This window comes from Bacillus sp. FSL W8-0519 (genome assembly GCF_038005585.1).
Taxonomy (GTDB): domain Bacteria; phylum Bacillota; class Bacilli; order Bacillales; family Bacillaceae_G; genus Bacillus_A; species Bacillus_A paranthracis.
Genome location: NZ_JBBOTL010000001.1, coordinates 3,443,674 through 3,463,101, shown reverse-complemented (window position 1 = coordinate 3,463,101; position 19,428 = coordinate 3,443,674). Strand labels below are relative to the sequence as shown.

The 19,428-nt window shown below is 34.4% G+C and carries 20 protein-coding genes and 1 pseudogene; 16 read left to right on the top strand and 5 right to left on the bottom strand.

From position 1 onward, the window contains the following. The first annotated feature begins 32 nt into the window (after window positions 1–32). The 5 genes from NST14_RS18125 (at window position 33) to NST14_RS18105 (ending at window position 5,903) form a co-directional block, all read left to right on the top strand. On the top strand, window positions 33–1,607 hold the full coding sequence (locus tag NST14_RS18125; RefSeq protein ID WP_109630047.1) for an FMN-binding glutamate synthase family protein: 1,575 nt from the start codon (window positions 33–35) through the stop codon (window positions 1,605–1,607). A 112-nt stretch (window positions 1,608–1,719) separates the two neighbouring features. Beyond that, complete coding sequence (locus NST14_RS18120) at window positions 1,720–2,208, top strand: cytochrome c biogenesis protein CcdC (RefSeq protein WP_001183914.1); 489 nt, start codon at window positions 1,720–1,722, stop codon at window positions 2,206–2,208. 299 nt (window positions 2,209–2,507) lie between these two features. Further along, window positions 2,508–3,986, top strand: a complete 1,479-nt coding sequence (gene putP, locus NST14_RS18115) for a sodium/proline symporter PutP (protein ID WP_000687615.1) — start codon at window positions 2,508–2,510, stop codon at window positions 3,984–3,986. Window positions 3,987–4,328: 342 nt separating this feature from the next. Next, window positions 4,329–5,267: a ring-cleaving dioxygenase gene (locus NST14_RS18110; RefSeq protein WP_000412746.1), complete on the top strand. Its 939-nt coding sequence runs from the start codon at window positions 4,329–4,331 to the stop codon at window positions 5,265–5,267. A 24-nt stretch (window positions 5,268–5,291) separates the two neighbouring features. Then, on the top strand, window positions 5,292–5,903 hold the full coding sequence (locus tag NST14_RS18105) for an alpha/beta hydrolase (protein WP_000975470.1): 612 nt from the start codon (window positions 5,292–5,294) through the stop codon (window positions 5,901–5,903). Window positions 5,904–5,958: 55 nt separating this feature from the next. Here the strand turns inward: NST14_RS18105 and NST14_RS18100 are convergent, their stop codons facing one another. Next, complete coding sequence (locus NST14_RS18100; RefSeq protein WP_000087671.1) at window positions 5,959–7,491, bottom strand: BA3702 family sensor histidine kinase; 1,533 nt, start codon at window positions 7,489–7,491, stop codon at window positions 5,959–5,961. A gap of 235 nt (window positions 7,492–7,726) precedes the next feature. On the opposite strand from NST14_RS18100, the gene NST14_RS18095 reads away from it, so the two are divergent. Then, window positions 7,727–8,098 carry a VOC family protein gene (locus tag NST14_RS18095; RefSeq protein WP_001261472.1) on the top strand — a complete coding sequence of 124 codons (372 nt, stop codon included), beginning with the start codon at window positions 7,727–7,729 and terminating at the stop codon, window positions 8,096–8,098. A 20-nt stretch (window positions 8,099–8,118) separates the two neighbouring features. On the opposite strand, the gene NST14_RS18090 is transcribed toward NST14_RS18095, so the two are convergent. Continuing rightward, window positions 8,119–8,928 (bottom strand): YitT family protein, encoded by an 810-nt coding sequence (locus tag NST14_RS18090; RefSeq protein WP_000251335.1) that lies wholly within the window; start codon window positions 8,926–8,928, stop codon window positions 8,119–8,121. 126 nt (window positions 8,929–9,054) lie between these two features. Here NST14_RS18090 and NST14_RS18085 point away from each other — a divergent pair, with 126 nt between their 5' ends. The 3 genes from NST14_RS18085 to NST14_RS18075 are packed head-to-tail and all read left to right on the top strand — an operon-like array spanning window position 9,055 to window position 10,611. Next, window positions 9,055–9,876, top strand: coding sequence for a protein phosphatase 2C domain-containing protein (locus tag NST14_RS18085; protein ID WP_229142871.1), 822 nt, complete (start codon window positions 9,055–9,057; stop codon window positions 9,874–9,876). A 13-nt stretch (window positions 9,877–9,889) separates the two neighbouring features. Beyond that, window positions 9,890–10,348, top strand: coding sequence for a peptidoglycan recognition protein family protein (locus NST14_RS18080; protein WP_000402952.1), 459 nt, complete (start codon window positions 9,890–9,892; stop codon window positions 10,346–10,348). A 14-nt stretch (window positions 10,349–10,362) separates the two neighbouring features. Next, entirely contained in the window at window positions 10,363–10,611 is a 249-nt protein-coding gene (locus NST14_RS18075) for a DUF2164 domain-containing protein (RefSeq protein WP_000981073.1), read from the top strand. 112 nt (window positions 10,612–10,723) lie between these two features. Here the strand turns inward: NST14_RS18075 and NST14_RS18070 are convergent, their stop codons facing one another. Then, the gene (locus tag NST14_RS18070) at window positions 10,724–11,152 is read right to left on the bottom strand and encodes a cytidine deaminase (RefSeq protein WP_001019672.1); all 429 of its coding nucleotides are present in this window, start codon (window positions 11,150–11,152) and stop codon (window positions 10,724–10,726) included. Window positions 11,153–11,548: 396 nt separating this feature from the next. Here NST14_RS18070 and NST14_RS18065 point away from each other — a divergent pair, with 396 nt between their 5' ends. After that, entirely contained in the window at window positions 11,549–13,027 is a 1,479-nt protein-coding gene (locus tag NST14_RS18065) for a DUF4822 domain-containing protein (RefSeq protein WP_002170180.1), read from the top strand. Window positions 13,028–13,227: 200 nt separating this feature from the next. Here NST14_RS18065 and NST14_RS18060 read toward each other — a convergent pair whose 3' ends face one another. Next, window positions 13,228–13,440, bottom strand: a complete 213-nt coding sequence (locus tag NST14_RS18060) for a CsbD family protein (protein WP_000160413.1) — start codon at window positions 13,438–13,440, stop codon at window positions 13,228–13,230. 171 nt (window positions 13,441–13,611) lie between these two features. Beyond that, on the bottom strand, window positions 13,612–14,424 hold the full coding sequence (locus NST14_RS18055; protein ID WP_000104270.1) for a GNAT family N-acetyltransferase: 813 nt from the start codon (window positions 14,422–14,424) through the stop codon (window positions 13,612–13,614). Between the two features lie 152 nt (window positions 14,425–14,576). On the opposite strand from NST14_RS18055, the gene NST14_RS18050 reads away from it, so the two are divergent. From NST14_RS18050 to NST14_RS18025, 6 genes and pseudogenes are all read left to right on the top strand, one after another. After that, window positions 14,577–14,780, top strand: a complete 204-nt coding sequence (locus NST14_RS18050) for a hypothetical protein (protein WP_000810212.1) — start codon at window positions 14,577–14,579, stop codon at window positions 14,778–14,780. Between the two features lie 18 nt (window positions 14,781–14,798). Next, a pseudogene (locus NST14_RS18045) lies at window positions 14,799–14,932 on the top strand (GNAT family N-acetyltransferase); the annotation flags it as partial. A gap of 296 nt (window positions 14,933–15,228) precedes the next feature. Beyond that, window positions 15,229–16,017 (top strand): helix-turn-helix domain-containing protein, encoded by a 789-nt coding sequence (locus tag NST14_RS18040; RefSeq protein ID WP_000505599.1) that lies wholly within the window; start codon window positions 15,229–15,231, stop codon window positions 16,015–16,017. Between the two features lie 46 nt (window positions 16,018–16,063). After that, the gene (locus NST14_RS18035) at window positions 16,064–16,915 is read left to right on the top strand and encodes an ABC transporter ATP-binding protein (protein ID WP_000067338.1); all 852 of its coding nucleotides are present in this window, start codon (window positions 16,064–16,066) and stop codon (window positions 16,913–16,915) included. Then, window positions 16,916–17,566 carry an ABC-2 transporter permease gene (locus NST14_RS18030; RefSeq protein ID WP_229142870.1) on the top strand — a complete coding sequence of 217 codons (651 nt, stop codon included), beginning with the start codon at window positions 16,916–16,918 and terminating at the stop codon, window positions 17,564–17,566. A gap of 137 nt (window positions 17,567–17,703) precedes the next feature. Further along, window positions 17,704–19,317, top strand: coding sequence for a long-chain fatty acid--CoA ligase (locus NST14_RS18025; RefSeq protein ID WP_000980191.1), 1,614 nt, complete (start codon window positions 17,704–17,706; stop codon window positions 19,315–19,317). Window positions 19,318–19,428 lie beyond the last annotated feature (111 nt).

The following is a 19,428-nucleotide window of genomic DNA, read 5'->3' as shown; positions in this document are numbered from 1 at the left end:
TTTTATTATGGAATTTCATAGGGGGAAGCGAGATGAGTGAAACGCTACTCGTTATTATTAGTATATTACTATTATTAATGTTGCTTTTAATCGTCTTTTTTATTATCACATTTTTTATAAAAAAACGGACGCATCATTCTATTTTAAAACTACATCCATACTTAGGAAGAATGCGTTACTTACTGGAAAAGATAGGGCCGGAATTCCGGCAATATTGGTTTGATCACGATACAGATGGAAAACCTTTTTCACGTTACGACTTTCAAAGTGTTATGTTTTTAGCGAAGTATCGCTCTGAAATACTTGGTTTTGGGTCGAAACGAGATTTTGAAGCATCTGGTTATTATATTGCTAATACGTTGTTTCCGGTATTAACAGAAGAATTAAGTGCGAACGTAACGCAAGAACGTGAAGGGAAAAAGTATGTGATTCATAAAGAAGGATTATTTTCAAGGAGAGAAAAATTGACAGCGGATACAACGAATCTTTGGTTATACGAAGAAGACGATGCAATTATCGTCGGCGAAAATCGTAAATATCCGTGGAAACTGTATGGCATGTTTGGGGCATCAGCAACTTCTTACGGTGCGATTGGCGAAAATTATATTTTAGCGAGCGGCTTTGGAGCGAAAATGGCAGGCGGATCGTGGATTAATACTGGTGAAGGTGGCGTTATTCCAGAACATTTACATACAGGGGCGAATATCGTTGCGCAAATTGGTCCAGGACTATTTGGATACCGTGATGAGGACGGGAATTTTTCAATGGAGAAATTTATGGAGAAAGTGAAAGAAAGTAATATTAAAGCATTTGAATTGAAATTTGGGCAAGGTGCGAAAATACGTGGTGGTCATTTAGAGGGGCAAAAAGTAAATGAGAAAATTGCTTCTGTTCGGAATGTACGAGTAGGAGAAACGATTAATTCTCCGAATCGATTTTCATTTTTGAACAATGCGGCAGATACACTTTATTTTATTCAGCGTTTGCAAGAAACTGGCGGGAAACCAATCGGTATGAAAATTGTAATTGGACAGCAGGAGCCGTTGGAAGATTTATTTAAAACGATGAAAGAGTTAAATATCTATCCGGATTTTATTACAATTGACGGTTCAGAAGGTGGATCAGGAGCAACATATAAATCGATGGCAGATAGTATGGGGATGCCGCTTATTCCAGCGTTACTGACATGTATTGATACAGCGAATCAGTATGGTGTTCGTGATAAATTCAAAGTGTTTGCCTCGGGGAAATTAATTACACCAGATAAAGTGGCAATTGCTTTAGCGATTGGTGCAGATGCTGTAAACTCGGCACGTGGTTTTATGATGGCAAGCGGTTGTATTATGGCGCTTCAATGTAACTCTGGCCAATGTCCATCTGGTGTGGCCACGACGAATCCGCACTATCAAAAAGCGTTAGATCCGTATGAGAAGAAGTGGCGAGTTATGAATTATATTATTAGTATGAGATATAGTTTGTTTTCGTTAGCAGCAGCAGCGGGAGTAAAGAGTCCGCGTCATTTAACGAGGGAGCATATTGTATTTAAAGATGAGGTGGGGCGGGTGGTGCCTCTTTTGGAATTATTTCCTATAATAAATCAAACCTAAAAGTATATTGAAAATGTAAGATTTTTCGAAGGGATAATCATATTATTTAGGAAATATTAGGAGTATAATGGGAAAAGATTTTAAAAATGACTATTTTTAGGGAGAGATTCACTTGCAGCAAGGTTCGTACAGTATTACAATTTTTTTACTCGTCATAGGGCTCGTTATATTTAGACGTATGCGTTCTATGAATCGGCCAATTAAAAATAAAGGAAGACGACTATTATTGCCATTATTCTTTTTATTACCAGGTTTTTCTTTATATGCTGCACCGATACAACTTGCTGGTTGGCAAATTGGGATAGCTGCTGGGATTGGACTGTTATTGTCAATTCCACTTATTATTTTAAGTGGGTATGAAGTGAGAGAAGATGGTCAAATTTATGCGAAAAAAAGTATTGCTTTTATTGCTACATTTTTAGTTATCGTTCTTTTACGTGCTTATTTTAGAAGACATTTACAAGGTTTAGATCCAAAGTCAATCGGCATTCTTTTCTACACTCTTGCGGTTTGTTATATAGTACCTTGGCGTATTGGCTGCTATATAAAATTTCGTAAAGTTTACGTAGAGAAAGAGAAAATTACGATGCCAATAAGCTAAAAGCCATGCATTTGTATGGCTTTTTCTTTTGGAAATTTGTCGGATAAATAAATGAAAATAAGAAGTGGAAAAGTGTTTTTTTGTTTTCTGAATATTTTTACTTTAATTTCTTTTAAAAACCGGGTAATCCACTGGGATAAAGGCGTTTATGAAGGTTTTCACATGCAGTAAAAAACACCTGTTCACTTGAAAGAACAAAAAATGTTTGTTAAGGTAGGGAACCATAAGCGAAAACAAGAAAATAGAAAAAGTCATTTTTCGAAATTTTGAATGGCTTATGTAACTAAGGGAGAGATTTGGTGAAGATTGAGATTATGGTTTCGCTTGCTATTTATATGGCAGGTATGTTGTATATCGGTTATTGGTCTTATAAGAAGACATCCGATTTATCAGATTATATGTTAGGCGGAAGGGGACTCGGTCCAGCAGTTACAGCTTTATCAGCTGGTGCTTCTGACATGAGTGGTTGGATGCTAATGGGATTACCTGGTGCGATGTATGCGACAGGGTTATCAAGTGTGTGGATTGCGATAGGTTTATTAATAGGTGCTTATGTAAACTATTTAATTCTTGCCCCGCGTTTGCGAACGTATACAGAAGTGGCTAATGATTCAATTACGATTCCAGACTTTTTAGAGAATCGATTTAAAGATCGTACGAAAATACTTCGTTTTGTCTCCGCTATCGTTATTTTAGTATTTTTCACATTTTATGCGTCGGCTGGTTTAGTATCAGGTGGACGTTTGTTTGAAAATTCTTTTAACCTTGATTATAAAATTGGTTTATTTGTAACTGTTGGTGTCGTAGTTGCTTATACACTATTCGGTGGTTTTTTAGCAGTAAGTTGGACCGACTTTGTGCAAGGGTGTATTATGTTTATTGCTCTCGTATTAGTACCAATTGTTGCTTTTACAGATGTCGGTGGTGTAACAGAAACATTCAATACGATTAAGCAAGTTGATGCATCGCATTTAGATATGTTTAAAGGGACCACAATTCTTGGTATTATTTCCTTTTTAGCATGGGGTCTTGGGTATTTTGGTCAACCACATATTATTGTCCGCTTTATGGCAATTACCTCTATTAAAGATTTGAAAACTTCTCGTAGAATCGGTATCGGTTGGATGACGATTTCAATTATAGGTGCAATGCTTACTGGTCTAGTTGGTATTGCTTATTACGCTAAAAATAATGCGACATTACAAGATCCGGAAATGGTCTTTGTAACATTCTCAAATATTTTATTCCATCCGTACATTACTGGATTTTTATTATCAGCTATTTTGGCTTCGATTATGAGTAGTATTTCCTCGCAATTACTTGTTATTTCAAGTGCAGTAACGGAAGATTTCTATAAAACATTTTTCCGTCGTAACGCAAGTGATAAAGAACTTGTATTTATCGGTAGACTGTCAGTTTTAGTAGTAGCTATGATCGCAGTTGTTTTAGCGTATCATCCAAGTGATACAATTTTAACACTCGTCGGTTATGCTTGGGCAGGATTTGGTTCAGCATTCGGACCTGCCATTTTATTAAGTTTATATTGGAAGAGAACGAACAAATGGGGCGTTCTTGCTGGAATGATTGTTGGTGCAGTAGTTGTAATTACTTGGGTACAAATTCCAAGTTTAAAAGCGACTATGTATGAAATGGTACCTGGATTCTTCTGTAGCTTATTAGCTGTGATTGTTATAAGTTTATTAACGAAAGAACCAGTTAAAGCAATTCATCGTGAATTTAATGAGATGGAAGCAGTGCTGGAAGAAGAAACGAAATGATCAGCGAAGAGAGTAAACGAAACTGGCGTTTACTCTCTTTTTATTTAAAATGAAAATAAGGAACTTGTTGACAACTAAAAGTAAGTAACTTATAATAAATTTGAGTTCGAGTTAATTTGTACTTTGAATAAAGATTTCAAATGGATTAAATATTTTTTTTAATAATTATCTCGAATTTGAGATAATTTAAGGAACTGGAAGTTAATGTGTAATTTTAAAATCAATATCTCGAATTCGAGATAAAATTATCATGACGGATTTTACTAGTCAGTATGGACAAAATGAATAATGAATCTTAATGTAAAGCAATTTTTATAATGGAATAAAAAAGGAGTGGAAGAAATGGAAAAGAAAACAATGGGCATCCACCATATTACAGCGATTGTAGGGCATCCACAAGAAAATGTAGATTTTTACGCTGGTGTGTTAGGTTTACGTTTAGTGAAACAAACAGTGAATTTTGATGATCCAGGTACGTACCATCTTTATTTTGGTAATGAAGGAGGAAAACCGGGAACAATTATTACGTTTTTCCCATGGGCAGGTGCTCGTCAAGGAGTTATTGGTGACGGTCAAGTAGGAATCACTTCTTATGTTGTACCAAAAGGGGCAATGGAGTTTTGGGAAAATAGATTAGAAAAATTCGATGTTTCGTATACAAAAATGACTCGATTTGGGGAACAGTACTTAGAATTTGATGATCCACATGGTTTGCATATAGAATTAGTAGAAAGAGAAGAAGGCGAATTAAATAATTGGACTTTTGGGGAAGTTACGCCAGAAGTAGCAATTAAAGGATTTGGCGGTGCAGTTCTTTTATCAACGCAGCCTCAAAAAACTGCTGAACTGTTAGAACATATCATGGGTCTTGAGAAAATTGGAGAAGAGGGTGAATTTGTTCGATTCCGTTCTTCTGCTAATATTGGCAATATTATTGATTTGAAATTATCGACAATCGGACGCGGTCAAATGGGTGTTGGTACAGTTCATCATATTGCTTGGAGAGCGAGTGACGATGCTGATCAGCTAGATTGGAAAGAGCATGTGTCCCGTTTTGGATACCACGTAACTCCTGTACAAGATCGAAATTATTTTAACGCAATTTATTTTAGAGAACACGGTGAAATTTTATTTGAAATTGCAACAGATCCCCCTGGTTTCGCTCATGATGAATCGTTAGAGACGATGGGTGAGGAATTAAAGTTACCGGAACAATATGAAAAACATAGAAAACAGATTGAACAAACGCTTTTACCATTTGAAGTGAGAAATTTAGATTAAAGTGATTGAAAGGGGAAAAGGATTATGATGAAACATGTTTTTCAAAAAGGAAAAGATACGTCAAAACCAGTATTGCTATTACTTCATGGTACAGGAGGTAATGAATTAGATTTATTACCACTTGCAGAAATAATGGATCCGGAAGCTTCAGTATTAAGTGTCCGTGGAAATGTATTAGAGAATGGGATGCCACGTTTCTTCCGTCGATTAGCAGAAGGTATTTTTGATGAAGAGGATCTTATTTTCCGTACGAAGGAATTAAATGAGTTTTTAGACGAAGCTGCAAAAACATATGAATTTGATAGAAATAACATTGTAGCTATCGGTTATTCAAATGGAGCAAACATTGCGGCAAGCTTATTATTCCACTACGAAAATGCGTTAAAAGGTGCTGTGCTTCATCACCCAATGGTGCCTAGAAGAGGAACACAATTGCCTAATTTAGCTGGGAAATCCGTGTTTATTGCTGCTGGGACAAATGATCCAATTTGTTCATCTTCTGAGTCAGAGGAATTGAAGCTACTATTAGAAAATGCAAACGCTAATGTAACAATGCATTGGGAAAATAGAGGACATCAATTAACGATGGGTGAAGTAGAAAAAGCAAAAGAATGGTATGGAAAAACAGTTCTATAAGTATAAATAATAAAAGAAGCATCTGCTAATCGTTAGCAGATGCTTCTTTTATTATTTAAGACTGGATTGCAAGGTGAGGTGAAGAAAGTGGTAGGTGAATATCAACGACCGTACCTTTATTTAATTCACTTGAAATGTGTAATTTACCATGATGTTCTTCAATTATTTTGTAACACATCATTAATCCTAGCCCTGTGCCTTTTTCTTTTAAACTATAAAAAGGTTCGCCTAAACGGGAGATACGATCTTCTGGGATACCGCAACCTTCATCGATGATCCGTATTAAGATGAAATTACCCTCTAATGGTTTTGTTTGGATGAAAATATTTCCGCCATTTGGCATTGCTTCAATCGCATTTTTTAATATATTTATAAAAACTTGTTTTAATTGGTTACCGTCACATTGAATGTCATATACGTAATCAAAATGATCCATAATGATATGAACGCTATGCATAATTGCGGTTGGTAAAATAAATGTAACTACCTCTTCAATTAAAGTTTGTATGTTACAAGTTTGGATTGCTAATACTTGTGGTTTAGACATCGCCATAAATTGACTCGTGATAGATTCCATCTGTGAAATTTCACTTAACATAACATCGATATACCACTTCTGCTCCTCATTTATTTCAGGGAGTAGCAATGTTAGAAAACCTTTTAGAGAAGTGAGTGGATTTCGAATTTCATGAGCAATTCCAGCTGTCAGTTGTCCGACTACTGCGAGCTTTTCAGATTTTCGTAATAACTTTTCCGTTTCCTTTAGCTCAGTAATATCTCTTCCCATTACGATAAGACCTTTACGGGAGCCGTCAGGGTGATAGAGAGGAACTTTCGATATACTTAAGATTAGGTCGAAATCATCTCTATGAATAATAAATTCTTCACCATGAAGAATTTGTCTTTGTTGCCATGCTAATTCATCGACTTCTTCACAATGTAAAAAAGCTTCTCGGTACGCTTCATTATATTGAATGAGTTCACTATCTTTTTTTCCGTGGTAAGGTACATGATGGAAATTGAAGCAAGAAAGTGCGTAGTCATTTGCCTCAAGCCAGCGCCCTTCATGATCTTTAAATATAACAAACGCAGGCATGGAGTTTACTAATGTGCGTAATCTCTTCTCACTTTCTTTCAGCTTTTTCTCAATTCTTTCTGATTTTTCAAGAGGCTTCATAATGGCATATACGCCAGTTAGACGATTTTGGACAAAAATAGGAACTAGTTTTGTCACGACATCTAATAAGAATCCATCTTTATGATAAATAGATAAAATATACTCTTGTTGATTATCCGCTTCCGTATTCTTTATATTTTGTAATACTTGCTCAGAAATATGAGCTTCTAAAATCGAGGTAATGCTTTTTCGCTCTAATTCTGAAGAAGTGTAACCTAGTATTCTTTCAGCAGAAGGATTAGTGTGTATAATAATTCCCTCTAAATTTAATGAAATAATACCATCAGGGTTGTGTTCGAACAGAGATGCGTACATTTCTGCTAATGAACGATCTTGTATATGGTTTCGCAAACGTCTAGAAATGTTCGGATGACGTTTTTTTTGAGTTGATGAATATTTTTTACGACTCATAATAGTTCCTCCGTACAAATAGCATCTAAAAAGATTTGTCTATTCATAACTATAATATAGATGTAACGTGTATTTCTATAAAAAATGGAAGTTATATAATAAATTTTGTTTTCTTTATTTTGGAAAAGTACGTATAGGGTGGTAATAAGGGGAGCTTATATTGTTTTATAAATCATTTGTAAGTTACAGGAGTAGGTTTTCCTTATAACATTAGGGTAGAAGAGGGGGAGAGAAAATGAGAACTTATATTCAAGGGATCGATCATGTACAAGTAGCTGCGCCTGTAGGGTGTGAAGAAGAAGCGCGAGAGTTTTATAGTAATAAAATTGGTATGGAGGAAATCCCAAAGCCAGAGGAATTAAAGAAGCGCGGTGGGTGCTGGTTTAAGTGTGGAAATCAAGAGATTCATATCGGAGTTGAGCAAAACTTTACCCCAGCTAAAAAGGCACATCCGGCTTTTTATGTTTTAAACATAGATGAATTTAAACAAGCGTTAATACAGCAAGGCATTGAAGTAATAGATGATCATGCACGACCAGATGTAATTCGATTTTATGTGTCAGATCCGTTCGGAAATCGAATTGAATTTATGGAAAATAAAAACTAGGTGGAAATCCACCTAGTTTTTTAACCTTTTCTAAACAATCCTAATACTTCAACCGTTTCTGTAATGTTAACAAATGCATGAGGGTCAATTTCAGAAATTGTTAATTTCATACTTGCTAATTCTTCACGAGAAATGACTGTCATAAGTACACGTTTCTTTTCGCTAGAATAAGCACCTTCGCCATCAAGTAATGTAATGCCACGTACAACAGTTGAAAGAAGTTGTTTTTTCATTTTTTCTGCTTCATTTGTTACAATCATAAGTGTAACCTTCCGATGTTTCGTATGAATAGCATCAATAACTTTACCAGTTACATAAATCGAAAGTAAGCTTGTAAGAGCAACATCCCAAGTGAAGAAGAATCCTGCAATGATTACAACGACTGCATTTAAAATAATAAGGAATCCGCCAAGTTTAATATCTCTTTTGCGAGATAACAACATACCGATAATATCAAATCCACCAGTTGATCCATTACAGTTAAAAACAAGACCGATACCAGCTCCGGCAATAACACCACCAAAGATAGATGATAAAAGTGGATCTGTTGCTACGACTTTCACTGGAACATAGTATAATGCAACAGATAATACAATAACAGAGACAATCGTGTTAAAAATGACTTTTTTTCCAAGACCTATGTATCCTAAAATAAGGATAGGTAAGTTTAATACAAAGTTAATAATACCTGTGTTTACAGGAGTTACAATCCCTAAAATAATAGCAATTCCGCCAATTCCACTACTTAAAATTTTGTGGGGGATAAGGAAAAGATTAAAGGCAATCGCAATAATAATAGAACCAATAATAACACCAAGAAATCTGACCATCTCTTTCCCGTCCTTCACTGAAAAATTCATATTATTTCAAGATTATATATGATATTGAAAGTTTTGGGTAAAAACAGTTTATTTCGGAAAATTAGATTAATCAAAAGAATTTGAGTATTTTACCATTTGAAAGGGGATACAGTTGTGAAGATAAAAACATATCAACAGAAAAGCCCGTTGAAGCAAGAATGTGAGGATTCTTATTTTTGTAATGAAGAAAAAAAGATTTATGGTGTATGTGACGGTGCAACACCACTTGTCTCATTTCGTGATGAAAAGGGACATAATGGAGCATACATCGCTTCACATTTATTTGCAAGTTATTTTAATTCATTCCGCGAAAATCATAGTTTACAAGTTGCAGTTGCAAAAGCAAATGAAGCATTGCAAAGAAAAATGTTAGCATATGGAGTAGATACGAGAAAGAAAGAGCATTTGTGGTGCACATGTATCGCGGCAGTCCAAATAGTTGGTGAGAAAATTGAATACGCACAGTTAGGGGACTGTATGATTGTCACAATATTTCGAAAAGGAACGATGCAAGTATTAACGAAAGATACGGTTGAAGGAATTAGTAAACGAGCAAAAAAGAAAAGAGAAGAAGATCGTAAAAAAGGGTTATCTGTACCAGAAGAACATGTTTTTCAAGATGTGCGAGAACAGTTAAAATACAATCGTTATCTTGCAAATGTGAAGGGGGGATATTCCGTTGCGAATGGAATGAAAGAAGCAATTCATTATTTGCAGCATGGGGAATTACATGTAGATGAAGTGAGTGGGATTTTTATTTGTTCAGACGGATTATTCCACCCAGATTGGCCACTCGAACAAACTGTTGCATATATAAGAAAGAATAGTATAAATGAATATGTAGCAATTATTGAAGAGTTAGAAGGGGAAAAGAGAATACGACCAGATGATAAAACAATTATGATGATTGATTTTTAAGGGGGATATTCAAATGGAAATTAAATGTGTAAATTTAGCATTTCAAGATGAATTAGTTCCTTTAGAAAAAGTAAACAAACTGATTATTCACCATACATCCGAAGATGGATGGGATGTGTATAAAACACATGAATTTCATCAAAAAGTAAGAGGGTGGAGCGGGATCGGTTACAATTATTTTATTGAAGAAGATGGAACTGTAGTCGAAGGACGTGGTTTACATATTGGAGCACATGCGAAAGATCATAATAGAGATACAATTGGAATATGTATGACGGGTAATTTTGATAAATATGATCCAACTACCGCACAAATGAATGCATTATATTCTTTATGTAAAATGTTTATGAATCGGTTTGCTATAAAGAAAGAAAATATACTCGGTCATAGGGAGCTAGAAGGCGTTACAAAAAGTTGTCCTGGAAAGCGTTTTTCTATGGTAGAGTTAAGAAACATACTATCTTACATATAGAGGAGTAATAAACGATGATGAATATAAAAATACCAAATGATAAAAAAGAAGAGCTTGTAGCACAAATTCAGCAATTTTTCGTTGAAGAAGATTTAGATGAAATTGGACGTTTCCAAGCAGAGCGTTTAATAGAAGAAATGATTAAATTAGTTGGACCATTTGCATACAATCAAGCAATTGGAGAGGCAAGAAAGCTTGTAACAGAGAAACTATCTAATATTGAAGAAGATTTGTATGTGTTAGAGAAAAATGAAGGGAAGTAAGCTTTCGTCAATTATAAAATAAGTGTTATGTCACGGCCTTTTTCGATGTTTTATTTGGAAAAGGCCGTGACATTTTTTTATTGTCATCAGGGAAATAATGAAACTTATTCCTCTATCTCGTACTCCATTCTTTTGCCATTTCATCATGATATGCTTCTGTCCAATGATATGGTTGCAACTCTTTTAAAGGTTTAAAAATAATATCTTGTTTAGCATTTGTAATCGCACACTGTACTTTTGGTCCCCAATAAAATAAACGTTCTTGGCATACACCACAAGGCGAGAGTACCTTTAATTCAGAATGCTCATTTTCTCTCGCAAGACAAATAGAATGTGTAACTTTCTTTTGAAATTTATGAGCTTCTAAAATTGCACCTGTTTCCATACAAAGTTCAGTTGAAGCATTTATTACATCCGGAGCAACGCTTGTATAAATTGTTCCATCTTCTACACGAATCGCTGCGGCTCCACCCCAATCGTTTGGATATCTTTGTTCAATTAACTGTTTCACCACATCATATAATTGTTGCTCAATATTCAATTTCTTTTCCTCATTTCTGCCCAAATTCAGGGTTTTTTATTTCGGAATATTCTTTCTTTTATCATGATAACATAAACAAAAAAATAGAATGAACTTTTAATTTCAAGCCATCTTTTTTGCCAAAAGGAACGTTTTTTATAAAAAAATTGAGATTAAAAATATATTATCTTAATTTTATCTTTTTTTAATAATTTGTTTATGGGCAATTTATAGTTCCTATTTATAATTCCTATATATAGCAGCTATTGATACTACAAATAAGAAATTTGGATGTGTAACACTTTGTATTCCATTAGCTGTAATCAAAATTTATAACATAAATTGCGCACATAGAATCTTCTTTTGAAAGAAAAGTGGTGTAATTATTTGTTAAATGAAGGAAGGGATTGGGAAGCTATGAATAAAACAATTTTAAAAACATGTATCATATCAGCAGTTTTAGGTGGAAGTCTATTAAGTGAAACGACTGGAGAGGTGAAAGCAGAAGTAGTTACACCAAACACGAATCATACTGGGGTATTCAAAGATGTTCCAAAGGGGCACTGGGCATATGAGGCGATTCAGCAATTAACAGACGAGAAAATCATTTTCGGCTATGATGATGGAAGATTTGGTTTTGGAGATAACGTGACACGCGAACAAGTTGCAGCTTTACTATATCGTTATTTTAATTTGGCAGAAGACAAAAATTATCAGAACCCATATGGAGACGTAAGTGAAGATTCGACAAGTTATATAAAGGAGATTTTGTCTTTAACAGAAATGGGCGTTTTTAAGGGTGACGAGCATGGGAATTTTAGACCGAAGGCTTCCTTAACGCGTGCAGAAATGGCACAAGTTCTTACAAATGCTTTTCATTTAAAGGCAAAGAGTGATCACACTTTTAATGACGTTTCAACGAACTCATGGGCAAGCAATGCAATTAGTGCTGTTCAAACAAATAATATTGCAAAAGGAGTAGGCGGAGGAAATTTTGCTCCAAATATGGATGTGACGCGTGAACAGTATGCACAATTTTTATACAATGCAATACAAGAAACTAAGCAAACTCAAAAGACGAAGGGGCAACAACTAGCTAGTATACTTGGTGAAACAAACTGGCAAGGGACAAAAGTCTATGACAAAGATCATAATGATGTAACGAAAGAAAATCAAAATTTCATCGGGCTTGCAAAATATGATGCTAAAACGGCAAGGTATGAATTTTTTAATGCAAGTACAGGAGAGAGTCGTAATGATAGCGGTACCTTTTTTATAACGAATGATGGAAAGAAAAGAGTACTAATTTCTGAGACGCAAAATTATCAAGCAGTTGTTGAATTAACGCAATTAGATAAGGAGAAATTTACATATAAAAGAATGGGGAAAGATACAAAAGGGAACGATGTAGAGGTGTTTGTTGAACATATTCCGTACCATGAAAAAGAACTTTCTTTCACGCGGCCTGATAAAAATTTAGAAAGTTCGACAGGTAAAATAGTTAAAGATGTTGATGGAGATGAAATTTTATCTAGTACACTATGGAACGGAACGGTGGTATTAGACGACCAAGGTAATGATGTAACAAAATATAACTCAAACTTAATCAGTCTAGCAAAATACGATAAAAATACAAATAAATACGAATTTTTCAATGTGAATACTGGAGAAAGTCGTGGAGACTACGGTTTCTTTGATGTTGTACATGGTAATAAAATAAGAGCTCACGTTTCGTTAGGAAATAATAAATACGGTGCAGTTCTTGAACTTACAGAATTAAATAAAGAAAAATTTACGTATACAAGAATGGGGAAAGATGCGAATGGAAAAGATATAAAAATCTTTGTTGAGCATGAACCGTATACAGGTGATCTAAAACCAAATTTCACAAAGTAAGCCTTTACTGTAGCAAAGCATTATGTTAGAAAATGTTAGTAAGGAAAAGCTTAAGGGTTGGGTAGTTAAAATAGTTATTTATAGACAAATAGATGCCTTGAGGCATCTATTTGTCGTTTTAAAATGATTTTTTATGGGTGCAATTTCTCTTTTCTCAAATCTAGTAACTTACTACTTGCACAACCCTACATTTTCGTTTTTTATTTATTTTCTTTATTCTCTTTATATTCATTAACTTTCTTTTTTACATTACCGACAGTATCTTTAGCAGTGCCTTTTACCTTATCCCATTTTCCTTCAGCTTGTAATTTCTTATTATCAGTTACTTTCCCGACAACTTCTTTTACTTCACCTTTTACTTTATCAATAGCACCTTCTACTTTTTCTTTTAAACCATGATCATGCTTTGTCATACATTTCTCCTCCTTGTAGTTTGATTAGAATTCTCTTTTCATATTGCAAGTTGAATGATGTATCTAGCAATAGCGTAACAGATTTAGTTTGAATATTCAAATGGTTAATAGAGTTGAAAAGGAATTGTCATAAAGTGTATAAAGTAGTAATGAGAAGAGAAAGGATGTTAATTATATGTTTTTGGCGGTCCAGATTGATTTTGTATAAGCGATCTTCATATGGGCACGTTCCATATTATTTTGACTGCTGCTACCGAATCTTGCTTGTCCGACTATTAAATGACAATTGGATTCAATAGCTGTTTCAATTCGTTTTTGAATTAATGCAGTGTGACAACCTTTACGCTGAAATTCTGGCAAAGTAGCAGAAGCAGCTAATGATGCGACACCCTTATTTATATACAGGACACCAATGCCCGCAGGAATGTTTTGAACTTCAGCTATGAAAAAATGCCATCCTGGTTTATTGTGGAGAATTTCGTTATTTTGGCGCACGCCATCTTTTGTAAAGGATGGCATGTTAAATCCACGTACATATATGTCTGCAAAAACATCAAACTCATTTTCTTTTAGTTTGCGTACTGAAATGTTAGAAGGAAGAAGGGACGGATCTTCTCGCGGTGTACTATATAAAGCGGTATGGAAGCTAGATTGATAAAAACCTTTTTGAGATAAGTATTGAAATAGTTCAGCTGTACCTTGCGCTGGTGTAATTTCAAAACGGCAAGGAATTTGTAGTGATTGATAATAAGAGAGAATCGCATCTATCTCATCTGTATTTGTAAAGGTAACGCCTTTTACTGTATTAAAAGCAGGACCAGCAATTACTTTTGATGAAAAGGCAGTGGCACTACCGAACTTTTTCACTTGTACCTGCATTGGATTTCCGTCCATTGCTTGTAATAGTGCTAATCTAGAAGAAAGCATATGTATTTCTGTGTTTTCAATTTCTTGTGCGGTATTGATTGTCATAATTGTACTCATGAGATTCCCCCGTCAATAAATATATTTCATAGTACATATACGATGTTTGTTCTGAGATTCCTGTTGAAATGTAAGAGAATAAGAGGTTTTTTGGAAGGGAAATGGAAGTGAACTGTCGAAGGGAGTAGAAACAGATTAAAGGTGGTGCTCTCATGAAACAGAAAGACGTGCAGACATGCTCTAATTGTGGTTCTCAAAATATAGGAGAAGGTGAGTTTGTCGGTTATGCACAAATACGGAAAAAGGAGACGATGTTCACATCTTCACCAGTAGATGCTTATATTTGTACAGATTGCGGGAATGTCCTTTTATTAAAAGTACGACATTATGAAAAGTTTAAGCAGAAGCCGTTATGATTATTAAAAAGTGTTTTTATTAGGGAAGTTAATAGGAGAAATATTTACATATATATGAATATGCCTTATATAAAGAGATGACAACATATACTGTGTGGGATGCTTATGAATCGTTGCACAACGTACAAAAATGTATAGAAGAAATTGTGAATTAGTATGAGAAAGAAAAATTAGCTCATCTTAGAATATTTCATATCGAAAACTCCTTTATAAATAAAGGAGTTTTTTATTTTTTATAACAATAATTACCTTTGATTGTTATAATTGGTTATCGAGGTGGGGTGTTTTATAAACGCTATAATCATAGAAGAAAACTAGCTAAATCTTATAGAAAACCGCTATATAACATAATCGCAACCGTAAGTTGACAAAGTGCAACCGCAGGAAGATAGAGATAAGGGCTATGTTTACATACAATTTAGTTAAGAAAACGAAGGGGGACACACATATGGGATTTGGTGAGAAGCTTTTTAAATTAAGAAAAGAAAAGGGTCTTTCTCAAGAAGCATTAGCTGAGAAATTAAACACAACAAGGCAAGCAGTTAGTAAATGGGAAAATGGTCAAGGGTTTCCTGAAACTGAAAAATTAATAATGATTGGAAATGTATTCGAAGTATCTCTTGATTATTTATTAAAAGAAAATGCTGAACAAAGTAACGAAAAGGAAAATGGTTATTACGTAAGCAAGGAAATGGCAGAAGGGTATATAGCGTATGGACAAAAAATTTCTAAATATATAGCGCTAGGATTTAGTTTACTCATTTTATCTACAATACCGTATTTATTATTTAAAGAAAATGCAACAATGTCGACATTCCTTGTCATTATTGTTGCTGTTCTTGGAATTGGAGCGATGATGGTACCTGTAACGATAGAAGAGAGTCGATACAATGTATTGAAAAAGGAAGAACTATTATTTGATCAAAACTTTCTAAAAGAATTCACAAAGAGATATGCGATTATTAAGAAAAAGTATGCTGCAGTAATGATCGTTGGATTTTGTTTTATAGCTGCAGGCGCAATCCCGTTTTTGTTTGAGAAAAAGCATATCACTTCAGGGGAATTAGTGCAGTATTACCCTTACTGTGTTGTACTTATTGCTATCGGAGTTTATCTTTTTGTTCGTGTGTTAGGAGTATTAGAGGCGTATCGAATTTTAGTAGAAAATAAAGAATATAGTAATCGTCTTATTTTTAAACTGAAAAAGAAAGTGAGAGAAAAAGTGGATAATTTTTAATAGGAGAAAACATATTTTTATGAAAAGTTAAGATAGGAGTGTAATGATGTCAAATCTTCTAGAAATTGAAAATTTAAGTAAATCATTTGGAAACAAAGTTGTTTTAAGAGATGTTTCTTTCAATGTGCCGTCTGGATCAATTGTTGGATTCATTGGTAACAATGGAGCTGGGAAATCAACAACCTTTAAAACAGTACTAGAATTAATTTCTAAAGATAGTGGTACAGTAAAAATATTTGGTGAAGAAAATATAAATAAAGATGCCAAGATTAAGGAAAAGATAGGAGTCGTATTTGATGCTATGAATCTACCGGCTCATCTTACGATAAAGCAACTAAACAAAGTTTTTGAAAAGATGTTTGAATCTTGGGATCAAGATAATTTTTATCGATTAGTTCATACTTTTTCTTTACCTACTAATGAGAAAGTAGGTAAATTCTCGCGTGGAATGTCAATGAAACTAACTATAGCTGTTGCGTTATCGCATAATGCAAAATTATTAATCCTAGATGAAGCGACGGGTGGTCTCGATCCTTCATCTAGAGAAGAGGTGTTAGAGGAATTAAAAAGTTTTGTGAGTAAAAGTAATGGTGGTATACTACTTTCTTCTCATATTATGAGTGATGTAGAAAAAATAGCTAGCCATCTTATCATTATAAAAGATGGAGAAATTTTATTGAATGAAGAAAAGAATAAGGTTTTGAACAATTATGCCATTGTAGATGTTGATGAGGAACAACTAACTTTAATCAACAAAGATATAGTTGTGGTGAAAAAGAATAATGGCTCTTATTTCAATGTACTTGTATCAGATGTGCATAAACTACCAAATGGGATTGCACATAGAACCATTTCGATAGAAGAAATGAGTGTCTTATTAACGAGGAGTGAAAAATAAATGAGAGGTTTATTATTGACAAACTATTATCTAGTGTATCGAACTTTCTTTACGTTCATGGGAATAGCGATATTAGGATCGGGATTTGTTTTTTATTTTGGTAATGCTTCAATGTACCGTTTAATTGCTACGTTTATTATCTTTTTTGCTGCAATTCCTGCACTTGAAGTTATTAAATATGAGAGTAAGTCAGGTTATGAAAAATATGTACTTACTTTACCGGTTACTAGAAATAACATTGTACAAAGTCATTACCTTTTCTATTTTTTAGTTGTAATTATTGGTACTTTATTGTCGTATGGCATATTTTATATACATAGTTTCGTTTCAGATACACCAATTGATGATGGGATATTTAAGAGTGTTTCTTTAGGGACGTTTATCATCCTTAATGCCGGAGCAATAGCCTATCCACTCCTCTATATTTTTGGAGCAGAAAAATCTGATGCTATTACAATTGGAGGCGCATGCGGGGGACTTGTAACTTATTTTGGATTACAAAGTGTAATTGGCTATCTAATAGAACAATTTCCAATATCAAATTTAAATTTATCTGTATACGTTTCCATTATATATACAATATTTGGCGTTATTATATATATCTTTTCTTTTGTTATTTCGGTATTTATATATCGTAAGAAGGAGTTTTAATGTGTTTTCTCTTAGTATTTTCTGAATTATTTCCAAAGAAATAATTCAGAAAATACAGAAAAATATCGTGATTATTTGTGGAAGTCTGTTATAATAAACAAAAAAATGAAAACGCTTTAAAGGGGGATGTAACCAATATGATGATGAATGTACCGCTAACAATTAGTTCTATGATGGAAAGAGCAGAAAAACTGTTTTCGAAGAAAGAAATTGTTTCACGGACACATGACACAGTTACGACATTAACGTATAAGCAGTTAGGTGAAAGAACGAGAAGGCTTTCCAGTGCGTTAAAAAAATTAGGAATTAAAGAAGGCGAGCGTATAGGAACGTTAGCGTGGAATCATCATCGACATGTGGAAGCGTATTTTGCTATTCCTGGTATTGCTTCCGTTTTACACACAATTAATATTCGTTTATCTCCTCAACATATTTCATACATTATTCAGCACGCAGAAGATCGAATTCTACTTATTGATGAAGATCTTGTACCACTTGTTGAAAAAATTCAATCTGAATTATCAACTGTACAAGCCTACATTATTATGACTGATAAAGATGGACTTCCAAATACTACGCTAGAACCTGTATATCATTATGAAAAGCTATTAGAAGAAGGCGATCCAAATTTCCAATTTGTAAAAGATATTGATGAAAATACACCTGCTGGTATGTGCTATACGTCAGCGACTACAGGAAATCCAAAAGGTGTTGTATATACGCATCGTAGTACTGTACTGCATTGTATGGCACTCGGTTTAGCGGATACAGCTGCTTTATCGGAAAGTGACGCGGCGATGGCAATTGTACCGATGTTCCATGTGAATGCTTGGGGACTTCCTTTCGCTGCTACTTGGTTTGGATCAAAACAAGTTCTTCCAGGACCGATGTTTACGCCGAAAATTTTATTAGAAATGATTCAATCTGAAAAAGTGACGTTAGCTGCCGGTGTGCCGACAATTTGGCTTGGTGTATTACAAGAGTTAGAAAATAATAGTTATGATTTATCTAGTATGACGAGAATACTATGTGGTGGTGCAGCCGCACCGAAAAGTGTTATTAAAGCATTTGAACAGAAACACAATGTTCCTTTCATCCATGCATATGGTATGACCGAAACAAGCCCACTCGTAACACTTGCACGTTTAAAAAGTTATGAAACAGAATTATCGTATGAAGAGCAATTAGAAATTAGATCAAAGCAAGGGTATCTTGTCCCTGGTGTAGAAATGAAAGTAGTCGGTACAAATGGTGAAGTGAAGTGGGATAGTACGGAGATGGGAGAGCTATGTTTACGAGCACCATGGATCGCTGCAAGCTATTATAACGATGAGCGTACGGTCGAAGGTTTTCGTGATGGTTGGTTATATACTGGTGATGTTGTCACAGTGGACGAGGAAGGCTGCGTAAAAATTGTTGACCGTACGAAAGATGTGATTAAAAGCGGAGGCGAGTGGATTTCTTCAGTAGACCTTGAAAATGCTTTAATGGCACATGATGCTATATTTGAAGCAGCTGTCGTTGCTGTTCCTCATCCGCAGTGGCAAGAGCGCCCTGTTGCCTGCGTCGTTCAAAAGAAAAATAGTACAGTTACGAAAGAGGAAATATATGAGTTTTTAAAACCACAGTTTGCGAAGTGGTGGTTACCAGACGATATTGTATTTATGGAAGAAATACCGAAAACATCTGTTGGGAAGTTTTTAAAACAAGCGCTTCGGAAAGAACTTGAGCATTTGCATAAAGAGAAATAATGGAATTTATATTTGTAAACCTAATTTAAAAATAAGTTGACAAACGCTAGATAGAAAGATAATATAACTCCTATAATATGTTACCTAAAAAATATTTTAAGTTTACAAATG